This is a genomic window from Streptomyces sp. NPDC000348, from assembly GCF_042898795.1.
In the GTDB taxonomy this organism is placed as follows: Bacteria; Actinomycetota; Actinomycetes; order Streptomycetales; family Streptomycetaceae; genus Streptomyces.
The window spans coordinates 75,589-88,050 of sequence record NZ_JBIAZD010000024.1; the positions used below are offsets into that span (position 1 = coordinate 75,589).

Consider the following 12,462-nt stretch of genomic DNA (forward strand, 5'->3'; position numbering starts at 1 on the left):
GCCCGCCCCACAGGATCCCCCGTTCGGGAAGGAACCTCTCCCTGTCATGAGCAGATACGCGATCGTCGGGATCTCCTGCCTGTTCCCCGGCGCCCGGACTCCCGAGGAGTTCCGGCACAACCTCCGAAGCGGCACGGACAGCCGCCGCGAAGGTGGTGAGGACGTCTTCGGGCCGGCGCCCGACGAGCGTGACCTCGACCCCCGCCACCGCATCACCTCCCGTCGTGGCGGGTTCATCACCGACTTCGAGTTCGACCCCACCGGCTACCGGCTGGAGGCCGGCCGGCTCTCCCGGCTGGACCGGATCTTCCACTGGTCCCTGTACGCCGCCCGGGAGGCGCTGCGCGACTGCGGAGTGGACGAACGGCCCGAGACCCTGGCCCGCACGGGCCTGGTGATGGGCAACTACTCCTTCCCCACGCCCGCCTCGGCCGAGGTCAGCGTCCCGCTGGCGCAGGAGGCCGTGCTCGCCGGACTGCGCCGCGCGGACCTGCCCGAGCTGGCCGGACTGCCGGGCGCGCGCCCGCTGATCGACCGGGCGTCCGTCGTACCGGAGAACCTGCGGGTGAGCGGGTCGCCCGCCGCGGTCACCGCGGCCGCGCTCGGTCTCGGCGGCCCCCGCTACTGCCTGGACGCGGCCTGCTCGTCGGCGCTGTACGCGCTGAGCCTGGCGTGCGGTCACCTCGCCTCGGGCCAGGCGGACCTGGTGCTGGCGGGCGGGGTGTGCGCCCCCGATCCGACGCTGATCCACCTGTCGTTCTCCGATCTGCACGCCTACCCGGAGAACGGGTTCAGCCAGCCCTTCGACCGCCGTTCCGGCGGCATCGTCACCGGCCAGGGCGCCGGCATGGTCGCGGTCAAGCGGCTGGCGGACGCGCTGCGCGACGGTGACCGCATCCACGCCGTGGTGGACGGCATCGGGCTGTCCAACGACGGCTCCGGACGCCACCCCCTCGTACCGCGCAAGAGCGGTCAGCTCGACGCGCTGGCCCGGGCGTACGCGGACGCCGGGGTGGACCCGGCCGACATCGACTACCTGGAGTGCCACGCCACCGGCACGCCGATCGGGGACGCCACCGAGGCGGAGTCCGTCGCCGAGTTCTTCGGCGCGCGCGGCGAGGTGCCGCTGCTCGGCTCGGTGAAGGGCAACATCGGGCACCTGCTGACCGTGGCCGGTCTGAGCAGTCTGCTCAAGGTCGTCCTGGCCATGGACGACGGCACGATCCCGCCGACGATCGGCGTGGCGGAGCCGCTCTCCTCCCCCGACGGCCGGGTCGGCGGGCCGGCCCTGGTGCGTGCCGCGCGGGCGTGGCCCGAGGGGCCCGGTCCGCGGCGGGCGGCGGTCTCCGCGTTCGGGTTCGGCGGCACCAACGCGCACGTCGTGCTCTCGGACGCCTCCTCCGCCGCCCGCACCGGCACCGCCGAGCCGTCCGTGCCGCCCGCGCTGGACGTGGTGGGCCTGGGCGCGCACTTCGGGTCGCTCGAGACCCTGGAGGACTTCGAACGCGCCGTCCACCGCGGCGAGCACGATCTGCGGCCGCTGCCCGAGCAGCGCTGGCGCGGCCTGGACCGCACCGACGGCGGCACCCTGGAGGAGGCCGGTCTCGCCGGCGGCGCGCCGCACGGGGCGTTCGTCGACGGCGTCGAGGTGGACCCCGCCGAACTCCGGGTCCCGCCGTCCGACCTGCGCATCTACAACCCGCAGCACGCGCTGATGACGAAGGTCGCCGACGAGGCGCTGCGCGACGCCGGCTACCGGCTCGGCGCCGGGGCGGGCGACACCCCCGAGCCGCGCCGGGTCGCCGTGGTCGTGGTGACCGAGATCGAGCCGTACACGCACGCCCGGCTCAGCCGTTACGGGCTCGGGGCGTTCCTGCGCCGCGAGTTCGACGAGGCGGGCGTCGAGCTCACCGAGGAGCAGCGGGCGGCGCTCGCCGCGATCTCCCGGGACGCCGTGGTGGACCCGATCGGCGCCAACGAGGTGCTCAGCTACATCGGCAACGTCATGGCCGGGCGGATCTCCTCCCGGTGGAACCTGACCGGCCCGTCCTTCACCCTCTCCGCCGACGGCGCGGGCACCGCCGAGGCCCTCGAGGTCGCGCGGCTGCTGCTGCTCGACCCGGACCTGGAGGCGGTGCTGGTCGGCGCCGTCGACCTGGCCGGCTCCGCGGAGAACCTGCTGACCGGGCCGGACCTCGTCGCCGGGCCGGGGCTGTCGTTCAACGACGGCGACCGCGGGCGGCGGGTCGGCGAGGGCGCCGGCGCCCTGGTCGTCACCCGCGCGGGCGCGGCCGGGAGCGCGGGCCGGGTGCACGCCCGGATCGACGGGATGGCCGTACGGTACGCGCCGGCGGCCGGCGCCATGCCCGCGGCGGACGCCGGGGAGCTGGCCGGGGCCGCGCGGGCGGCCCTGGAGCAGGCCGGTGTCGACGCCGCCGACGTGGGGTACCTGGAGGCGCACGCGGACGGCACCCGGGACGCGGACCGCGCGGAGATCGCCGGTCTGGCGCGGGTCTACCGCGCGGGCGCCGGCAGCACCGCCCTGGGCAGCGCGAAGGCGCAGCTCGGCGACGCCGGGTGCGCGAGCGGGATCGCCGGCCTCATCCGGGCCGTGCTGTGCCTGCGGTACGCGTATCTGCCCGGCACGCGCGGCTGGCGCCGCCCCGGGGAGGACCTCGCCGACGACTTCGCGGCCTCCGCCTTCCACGTGCCCGAGAGCTCGCGCCCCTGGCTGCGCGAACGCGCCGGGACCCGCCGCCACGCCGCGGTGAGCATGCTGGGCGCGGGCGGCTCGCACGCCCATCTCGTGCTGTCCTCGGTGCCCGGCGCCGACCGCCCCCGGCCCACGGCCGACTGGTACCGGGCGGGCGGGCCGGTGCTGCTGGCCGTCGGCGCGCAGACGCCGGACGGGCTGGTCGCCGAGGCCGGGCGGTACCGCGCGCTGCTCGGGGACGGCGCCGACCCGCACGCGCTGGCGCGGGAGGCGGCCGGCCGGCTCGACGGCCGGCGGCTGCGGGCCGTCCTGGTGGGCCAGGACCGCGAAGGGCTCCTGAAGCAGCTGGAGTTGATGGTCCGTGACGTGCCCGTGGCGCACGCCGAGGGCAGGGAGTGGGCCACCCCGGCCGGTTCCTTCTTCACCCCGCGGCCCCTGGGCCCCAAGGGACGGGTCGCCCTGGTCTACCCGGGCGCCTTCAACAGCTATCCGGGGCTCGGCGCGGACCTCTTCCGGGCCTTCCCCGCCCTGCTGGACCGTTTCGAGGGGCAGGCCGCCGAACCGGCCCGGATGCTGCGCGCCGCGCACCTGTACCCGCGGAGCCGTGAGGCGCTCACCCGGCGCGATCTGATGCTGCTGGAGGAACGGCTCGGCGACGACGTGCCGTTCATGCTCGCCACCGGCACCAGTTTCGCCATCCTCTACACCGCCCTGGTGCGGGAGGTGCTGGGCGTCACCGCGCACGGCGGGTTCGGCTACAGCCTGGGCGAGTCGAGCATGCTGTTCGCGACGGGCGGCTGGGACCCGGCCGGCCGCAGCGACTCGCTGATCAGTGACAGCCCCGTCTTCCAGGACCGGCTGTGCGGACCGCGCCGCACCGTGCGCGAGGCCTGGGGGCTGTCCGGGGAGACCCCCGACTCGGCCGTGTGGGCCTCCCACATCCTGCTCTCCCCGGCCGAACCGGTGCGTGAGGCGCTCACCCGTCACGACCGGGTGTTCCTGACCCACATCAACACGCCGGGGGAGCTGGTGATCGCCGGTGACCCGGCCCAGTGCAGGGCGCTGATCGAGGAGGTGGGCTGCCGTGCGGCCCGCTCGCCGGTGAACGTGGTCATGCACTGCCCGGTGGTGGACGCCGAGTTCGACGGTCTGGCCCGGCTGAACGACTACCCCACCGGTTCCTTCGGGGACCTGGAGCTGTTCAGCGCGTACGACTACCGGCCGCTGCCCGCCGAACGGCTGGCCGAGTCGCCGCGGCGCATCGCGACGACCCTGCGCTCGACGATCGACTTCCCGCGGCTGGTGCACGCGGCGTACGAGCGCGGCTACCGCTACTTCATCGAGGTGGGTCCCGGCGCCACCTGTTCGCGGTGGGTCCGCGACACGCTTGGCGACGCACCGCACATGGCCGCCTGCGTGGACCGCCGCGGGGTGTCCGCCACCACGCCGCTCGCCCAGCTCGTGGCCCGGCTCGTCGGGCACGGACTGCCGGTGGACCTGACGGCCCTGCTGGCGCGGGAGCCGGACGCGCGGTCCGCGCCGGCGACGGCGTCCCGCCGTCTGCCCACGACCCGGGTGGGTCTGGGCGAGCCCATCCCGGACCGTGTCGCCCGCGAGGCGGCCGAGGCCCTGTCCGCCCTTCGTCCCGTCGCCGCGGCACCGTCCGCGGACCGGCCCGAACCAGCCGTCACAGTCCCGTCTGTCCCGCCGGAGGTGCCCGCCGCCATGCCCGCCGACCCGACCCTCGAGATGTCCGAGGTCATCACCTTCGACGGGGAGCCGGCCGCGGTCCTGCCCTGGGCCCCGCCCGCGCCGGCCGTCGCCGCCGCACCCCCCGCCCGCGCGGACCGTACGGACCCGCCGCGCCCGTCCGTGCCGGCCGCACCGCCCGTGCCGGCCGCACCGGCGGCCGCCCGCACCGGCACCGGGCCCGCCGCGGACCTGGTGCGGGAGCTGCGCCGGGAGATCGTCGCCGCGCACGGCGTGGTGATGGAGACCCACCGGGTGCTCCAGGCCGCCACCCTGGACCGCACGGAGGCGCTGCTCGGCACGCCCGCGCCCGCCGCTCCGCCCCTCGCCCGCACCGCGCCCGCCGCCCCGCCCGCCGTGGCCGCGCCGGCCTCCGTACCCCCGCCCGCGCTGCCCGCGCCGCCCCCGCCCGCGGCACCGCGCGGGAGCGGCGCGCAGGACGGTGTGATCTGGAACGAGGCGGACCTGCTGGAGTTCGCGACCGGTTCGGTGGCCAAGGTCTTCGGCCCCGAGTTCGCCGAGATCGACACCTTCGGGGCCCGGGTACGGCTGCCGGCACCCCCGTACCACTTCGTCACCCGCGTCACCGCACTGGACGCCAAGCCGGGTGTCCTCGAACCGGCCAGGATCACCACCGAGTACGACGTGCCCGAGGACGCCTGGTACGCCGTGGACGGCGGGGTGCCGCCGGCGGTAACCGTGGAGTCCGGGCAGTGCGACCTGCTGCTCGTCAGTTACCTGGGCATCGACTTCCGCAACAAGGGCGAGCGGGTCTACCGGCTGCTCGACAGCTCGCTGACCTTCCGCGGCGGGCTGCCCACCACCGGGCAGACGCTGCGCTACGAGATCTCCATCGACCGGTTCGTCCACCAGGGCGACACCACGATCTTCTTCTTCAGCTACGACTGCTACGCCGACGGCGAGCTGATCCTCGAACTCCGTGACGCCTGCGCCGGGTTCTTCAGCAAGAAGGAGCTGGACACCCCGCTCGGCGTGGTCATCACCGACCAGGAGCGGGCCCGGCGCGCCGCCCTGCCGAAGGGCACCTTCAAGCCCCTCGCCCGCGCCCGCAAGGACCGGCTCGACGCCGCCGACCTGGAGCTGCTCGCCCAGGGCCGGCCCGGTGACGTCTTCGGGCCGGAGCACGCGCAGGACCCCGGCATCAACCCGGCGCTGCGGCTGCCGGACGCGCGGCTGCGGATGGTGGACGAGGTCACCGTCGACCGCAAGGGCGGGCCGTGCGAACTGGGTTCGATCAGCGCCGTCAAGCGTCTCGAGCCGGACGCCTGGTACTTCACCTGCCACTTCCCCGACGACCCGGTGCTGGCCGGCTCCCTGATCGCCGAGGGCGCCATCCAGCTGCTGCAGATCTACCTGATGCACCAGGGCATGCACCTCACCCTGCCGGACGCCCGCTTCCAGACGGTGACCGACCGGCGCATCGACGTCCAGGTGCGCGGCCAGGTCACCCCGAAGGACTCCGAGATCCGCTACGAGGTGGAGGTCACCGAGCTGACCCTGCTGCCCCGGCCCACGGTGATCGCGGACGTCCTGATCTACCTCGGTGACAAGCCGGTGGTGCGGATGCAGAACCTCGGTCTGCAGATCGTGGAGAAGCCCGGCACCCCGTACCGGCCGGAGACCGGCGGCGTCCCCGCGTTCCTCGGCCGCCGCAACCGCGCCGGCGAGCCCGCCATGATCAACGAGCTGCACCTGGCGCACTCCGCCAAGGGCCTGCTGGACATGGCGATGGGCCCGGAGTTCGAGATCTACCGCACCAGCAGGGCGCCCTACATCCCCAACGGCGACTTCCAGTTCGTCGACCGGGTCATGTCGCTCACCGGCACCCGCGGCGATCTGAGCCCCGGCTCCGAGATGGTCACCGAGTACGACTCGCCGGACGACGCCTGGTACTACCGCGAGAACTCCGCGCCGTACATGCCGAACTGCGTGTACATGGAGAGCTCGCTGCAGGCCGCCATCTTCCTCGGCTACTACCTGGGCGCGACGCTGCGCGAGCCGCAGGAGGAGTACTCCATCCGCAACCTGGACGGCCGGGCCACCCTGGTCAAGGACGTCGACCTGCGCGGCAAGACCGTCCGGCACCACTCGAAGCTGCTGATGACCAGCGTGGTGTCCGGTGCCGTCCTGCAGAACTTCTCGTACGAACTGTCCGCGGACGGCGAGGTGTTCTACACCGGTGAGTCGCTCTTCGGGTACTTCTCCGCGTCCGCCCTGGCCAATCAGGTGGGTCTGGACAGCGGCACCTACAAGCCGACGTGGCTCGAGGAGGAGAAGCCGGCGCCGGAGCGGGTGAAGCGGATCGAACTGGGTCCGGACGCCCCCGCCTTCCGGGACGCCTCCGGCGGCCGGCTGCACCTGCCCGGCGGCCGTTTCGACCTGGTGGACCGGGTCGACCTGGTCGCGGACGGAGGCCGGCACGGCGCGGGCTACGTGCACGGGTACCGCAGCATCCGCCCCGACGAGTGGTACTTCGACTGCCACTTCCACCGCGACCCGGTGATGCCGGGCTCGCTGGGCGTCGAGGCGGTGCTCCAGGCGCTGCGCCTGTTCGTCCTGGACCAGGACCTCGCCCGGGGCATGGACCGGCCCCGCTTCGCCATGGCCACCGACGTGGAGATGTCCTGGAAGTACCGGGGGCAGATCCTGCGCCACGACCGCGAGCTCTTCTTCGACGTGCACGTCAAGGAGGTCCGCGAGGAGGCGGGCCGGCTGCTGCTGATCGCCGACGCGGACCTGTGGAAGCCGGGGCTGCGCATCTACGAACTCACCGACGTGGCCATCGAGGTCCGTCCGGATGCCGACTGACCGCAGGCACAGCCAAGGAGCAGTGTTGTCCATGAGCACCACACCCGAGACGCTCCGCTGGTACGGGAGCGGCTTCCCGAGCACCGACCCGGCCGGCATCCAGCAGGCACTCACCCGGCTGGACCAGCCCTGCTTCATCGTGTCCACCGGGCAGGGCACCGGCGCGGTCGCCGGGGGCACGGCGGCCGCCGGCGGGGACGGGCCGGCCGTGCTGGCCGCCGTCGGCGCCCTGCCGCCGCACCGGCTCGGCTCGGCCGCCTTCCGGGCCGCGCACGGGGTGCGGCAGTCGTACATGGCCGGCGCGATGGCCGGCGGCATCGCCTCCGCCGACCTGGTGATCGCCCTGGCCCGGCACGGCTTCCTCGCCTCCTTCGGCGCCGCGGGGCTGCTGCCGGGGGCCATCGAGGAGGCCCTGGCCCGGTTCGCCGCCGAGATCCCCGGGCTGCCGTACGCCGTCAACCTCATCCACAGTCCCAGCGAGGAGCGGCTGGAGCGGGAGGCGGTGGAGCTGTTCCTGCGGCACGGGGTGCGGTGCGTGGAGGCCTCCGCCTTCCTGGGCCTGACCCCGCACCTGGTGCGCTACCGGCTGGCCGGGCTGCGGCGCGAGCCGTCGGGCCGGATCGTGGCCGGGCACCGGGTCATCGCCAAGGTGTCCCGGTCCGAGACCGCGGAGCGGTTCATGCGCCCGGCGCCCACCGCGATGGTCGACGCCCTGCTGCGGGACGGTCTGATCACCCCCGAGCAGGCGCAGCTCGCCCACCACCTGCCGCTCGCCGACGACATCACCGTGGAGGCGGACTCCGGCGGGCACACCGACCGCCGCCCGCTTCCGGCACTGTTCCCGGTGATCCTGCGGCTGCGCGACCAGATCCAGCACGAACACCGCTACGCCGACCCGGTCCGGGTCGGCGCGGCCGGGGGCCTGGGCACCCCGTCCGCCGTCGCCGCCGCCTTCACGATGGGCGCCGCCTACGTGGTGACCGGCTCCGTCAACCAGTCGTGCCTGGAGTCCGGCACGTCCTCCGTCACCCGCGAGCTGCTGGCGCAGGCGGAGGTCACGGACTGTGTGATGGCGCCGGCGGCCGACATGTTCGAGATGGGCGTCGAGCTTCAGGTGCTGCGCCGCGGCTCGATGTTCCCGATGCGCGCCGCCCAGCTCTACCAGCTGTACCAGACGTACGACGGCATCGACGCGCTGCCCGCGGCGCAGCGCGAGCGGCTGGAGTCGCAGGTCTTCCGGCGTCCGCTGGAGGACGTCTGGAAGGAGTGCGTCGAGTACTTCAGCCGGCGCGACCCGGACCAGTTGCGCCGGGCCGCCGACAGCCCCAAGCGGCGGATGGCCCTGGTGTTCCGCTGGTACCTGGGCATGGCCTCCCGCTGGGCGGTGACCGGGCAGCTGGACCGGGCCGCCGACTACCAGATCTGGTGCGGGCCGGCGATGGGCAGCTTCAACGCCTGGGTGTCCGGCAGCTACCTGAAGACCCCGGAGAACCGGACGGTCGCCGACGTCGCCCACCACCTGATGCGGGGCGCGGCCTTCCACACCCGGATCGCCCAGCTCGCCACCGCCGGCGTCACCCTCCCCACGTCCGTGGCGGACTACCGCCCGGTGCCGCTGGAGCCGGCCGCCCTCACGGAGGCCGCCCGATGAGCGGGGCGCTCACGCCCGAAGGCGTGGAGGAACTGCTCGGGGACCCCGGGGACCCGGCCAACCCGTACGGTTTCGCCGCGGCCGTCGCCCGCGACGAGGCCGACGCCCCTCCCGACGAGCTGTGCCGCGCGCTGGTCTCGGCGGGCTTCCACCTCAACTACCTGCCCGAGGAGTGGGGCGGGGCGTTCGACTCGTTCGACCGCGGGCTGACCCTGGTGCGTGCCGCGGCCCGCCGGGACGTGAACGTGATGCCGGGGACGATGTTCAGCATCATCGCCGCCACCTGCCTCCAGCTGCACGGCGGCGAGGAGCAGCGCGCGCGGGTGGCCCGGATCCTGACCGGCGGCGGCTCGGTGGGGTTCGCCCTGACCGAGGCCGCGCACGGCAGCGACCTGCTGGCGGGCGAGGTGCGGCTGGACGGGGACGGGCGGCTGCACGGCGAGAAGTGGATGGTCGGCAACGGCATGCGCTGCGACGCCCTCTACGTGGTGGCCCGCACCGGCGAGCGCGGTCCCGGCGCGTTCTCCGCCTACCTGCTGGACCCGGACACCGACGGGCTGGTCCGCGAGCCCGCCCCGCGCACGAACGGCATGCGGGGCGTGGACACCGCGCGGGTGCGCTTCGACGGGGTGCGGGTGCCGGCGGACGCCCTGGTGGGCAAGGTGGGCGAGGGGCTGGAGGTGGCGGTCCTCGCCCAGCAGGCCGTACGCCTGATGAGCATGGCGGGCAGCCTCGGCTGCGCGGACACGGCGCTGCGCCTGACCCTCGGTTTCGCCGCCGGGCGCGAGGTCGCCGGCACGCCCCTCACCGAGGCGCCGCACTCCCGCCGGGAGCTGGCCGTCGCCTCGGCGGCGCTGCTGGCGGCGGACGCGGTGGCGCTGGCCGCCGCGCGGGGCGTGCACGTCGTGCCCGGGGTGTTCAGCGTCTGGGCTCCGGCCGCCAAGCACGTGGTGGCCGAGGCGTGCGACGAACTGGTGCGGCGCTGCGCCGGCGTCCTCGCCACCCGCTCGGTGCTGCGGGAGGGGGCGCCGGGCGCGGGGCTGTTCCAGAAGCTGCAGCGCGACACGGCGGTGGTGCGGGTGATCGACGCCAGCCCGCTGGCGAACCTGCGCTCCTACGCCGCCCAGATCCCGACCCTCGCCGGGCGCCGTGAGGAGCCCGGACCGGACACCCTCACCCGGGTCTTCTCCCTCGACGCCGAGCTGCCGCCGTACGAGCCCACCCGGCTGGACCTGGTGGCCCGCGGCGCCGACCCCGTGCTGACCGGACTGGGCGGGATCGCCGGACCCGTCCGCGCGGAGCTCGCCGATCCGCGCGCCGCGGCGCTGGTGCGCCGGGTGGGCGACGCCGTCGCCTCGCTCGGCGCGGAGGCGGCCTCGGCGCGCCGGCGCGACGCCGACCCCAACGCCGTGGTCGACGTCGCCGAGCGCTACGCCTGGCTGCACGCCGCCGCCGCGTGCGTCCACCTGTGGTGGGCGAACCGGCACCGGCCGCTGTACGGCGGTGAGCCGGGCGCCTCCGGCTGGCTCACCGCCGTCCTGTCCTTCCTGCTCGCCCGGGCCGGCGGCACCGACCCCCGCCGCCACGGCTCCGACCTGCTGCCCGCCCTCGGCACCGCGGACGCCCTGCGGAAGGGCAACCGGCTCATGACCGCCCTGCCCGTCCCCCTCGCCCCCGCCACCTCCCGCCCGTACGACCCGATGGAGACCTCCTGATGTCCCAGGCCGAGCTGACCGATCTGGCCCGACGGTTCGAGCAGTACCTCGGCGACCCGCACGACCCGGCGAGCCGGATGCCGTTCACCGCCGTGCTGGCCCACGACGAGCACGACACCTTCCCGTACGCCTTCGTCAACATGCTGCGCCGCTGGGGCTTCCTCGACTACGGGCTCCCGGCCGAACAGGGCGGCAAGGCCGGCAACCCGGAGACCGGCTTCACCCTGATGCGGCTCGTGGCGCGCCGCGACGGCGCCACCGCCATCGCGCTCGGTCTGACCCAGGCCGCGTTCACGCCGGTGTGGATCGCCGGCACCGACGAGCAGAAGCGGCGCCAGATCGAGGACATCCACGGCGGTGTCGGTCTGTCCTGGGGGCTGTCCGAGGCCGCGCACGGCAGCGACCTGCTGAACAACGAGGTCGTCGCCGAGCGGGTGCCGGGCGGCTACCGCCTCACCGGCGAGAAGTGGCCGATCGGCAACGCCACCTACTCCGACCGCATGGTCGTCTTCGCCCGCACCGGGCCGCGCGGCGGCGCCGGGGACTACTCGATCCTCGTCGTCGACAAGTGGCGGGCCGAGGCGGAGACCGTGCGCGAGACCCACCCCGTCAAGCAGCACGGTGTGCGGGCCCTGGACCTCAGCGGCCTGAGGTTCGACGGTGTCTTCGTCCCCGACTCCGACCGTGTCGGCGCCGAGGGGCAGGGTCTGGAGATCGCCCTGAAGACCAGCCAGACGGCGCGTCTGGTGATCCTCAGCCTGGCCCTGTCGGGGGTGGACACCTCGCTGCGCACGGCCCTGGAGTTCGCGCAGGACCGGGTGCTGTTCGACCGTCCCGTCGTGGAGGTGCCGTACACCGGACGCCAGCTCGCCGAGTCCTTCGCCGAGCTGATGATCGCCGACGCGGTGTGCCTGGGCGCCGTCCGCAGCCTCCAGGCCTCGCCCGCCCAGGTCAGCGTGTGGTCGTCGGTGGCCAAGTACGTGGTGCCGACGCTGCTGGAGGGGACCCTGTCCCGGCTGAACGTGGTGCTCGGGGCCCGGGTGTTCCTGCGCACGCACCCCCGCTTCGGCATGCACCAGAAGATGCTGCGGGACCTCCTCGTCACCAACATGGCCGACGGCAACACGGTGGTGAACCTCCGCAACATCGGCCACCAGCTGCCCTCCCTGCTCCAGCAGGGCCTCACCGCCGGGGCCGGCACCCGCGACGCGGCGGCGGAGCGGGCGGCCGTGCTGTACGGCATGGACACGGAGCTGCCCCTGTACCGGCCCGGGGACCAGGAGCTCTCCAGCCGGGGCATGGACGACGCGGTCCTGGCCGCCCCCGACTCCCTGGAGCGGCTGCGGGCGCTCGCCGAGGAGGCCACCGACAAGGACCGGGACCGGCTCCTGCTGGCGGCCGGCGTCGCGGAGGAACTGCTGGGCCGGCTCGGCCCGCTGCGGGAGCGGCAGCGCATGCTGCAGGCCGAACTCGGCCGCGGCTACGCCCACTCGGCGGAGCTGTTCGACCTGGCCCAGGAGTACTGCCTGGTGCACGCCGCCGCCGCGTGCGTCCACACCTACGTCCACTCGCACGGGGTCATGGCCGACCCGCTGCCCAGCGCGGCGCTGCTCCTGCTGCAACTGGAGCGGCTGCGCCTGCGGTTCGCCCCGTACGAGCCCTACCGGGACCCGGACGCGGCCGACGAGGTGCTCGCCCTGCTGGTCCGGCTGCACTCCGAGAACCGGCTGCTGTCCCACTGGCCGATCACCCTGGCCGAGCGGACCGCGCCCACCGAGGGCGTCCGCCGCGCCGAGGCCCGCTGA

General features: G+C 74.7%; 4 protein-coding genes. All 4 read left to right on the forward strand.

The annotated features are described in order from the left end of the window. The first annotated feature begins 46 nt into the window (after positions 1–46). From ACFY3N_RS32730 to ACFY3N_RS32745, 4 genes are read left to right on the forward strand one after another with little or no spacing between them, the layout of a single operon-like run. Positions 47–7,291, forward strand: a complete 7,245-nt coding sequence (locus ACFY3N_RS32730) for a beta-ketoacyl synthase N-terminal-like domain-containing protein (protein WP_390820439.1) — start codon at positions 47–49, stop codon at positions 7,289–7,291. 31 nt (positions 7,292–7,322) lie between these two features. Further along, positions 7,323–8,942 carry a PfaD family polyunsaturated fatty acid/polyketide biosynthesis protein gene (locus tag ACFY3N_RS32735; protein WP_390820440.1) on the forward strand — a complete coding sequence of 540 codons (1,620 nt, stop codon included), beginning with the start codon at positions 7,323–7,325 and terminating at the stop codon, positions 8,940–8,942. Beyond that, complete coding sequence (locus ACFY3N_RS32740; protein WP_390820441.1) at positions 8,939–10,657, forward strand: acyl-CoA dehydrogenase family protein; 1,719 nt, start codon at positions 8,939–8,941, stop codon at positions 10,655–10,657. The genes ACFY3N_RS32735 and ACFY3N_RS32740 overlap by 4 nt, the downstream gene beginning before the upstream one ends. Next, positions 10,657–12,462: an acyl-CoA dehydrogenase family protein gene (locus ACFY3N_RS32745; RefSeq protein WP_390820442.1), complete on the forward strand. Its 1,806-nt coding sequence runs from the start codon at positions 10,657–10,659 to the stop codon at positions 12,460–12,462. The genes ACFY3N_RS32740 and ACFY3N_RS32745 overlap by 1 nt, the downstream gene beginning before the upstream one ends.

Coding starts and splice junctions, on each gene's coding strand:
- ACFY3N_RS32730 (WP_390820439.1), top strand. CDS start 47: ATGAGCAGATACGCGATCGTCGGGATCTCCTGCCTGTTCCCCGGCGCC.
- ACFY3N_RS32735 (WP_390820440.1), top strand. CDS start 7,323: ATGAGCACCACACCCGAGACGCTCCGCTGGTACGGGAGCGGCTTCCCG.
- ACFY3N_RS32740 (WP_390820441.1), top strand. CDS start 8,939: ATGAGCGGGGCGCTCACGCCCGAAGGCGTGGAGGAACTGCTCGGGGAC.
- ACFY3N_RS32745 (WP_390820442.1), top strand. CDS start 10,657: ATGTCCCAGGCCGAGCTGACCGATCTGGCCCGACGGTTCGAGCAGTAC.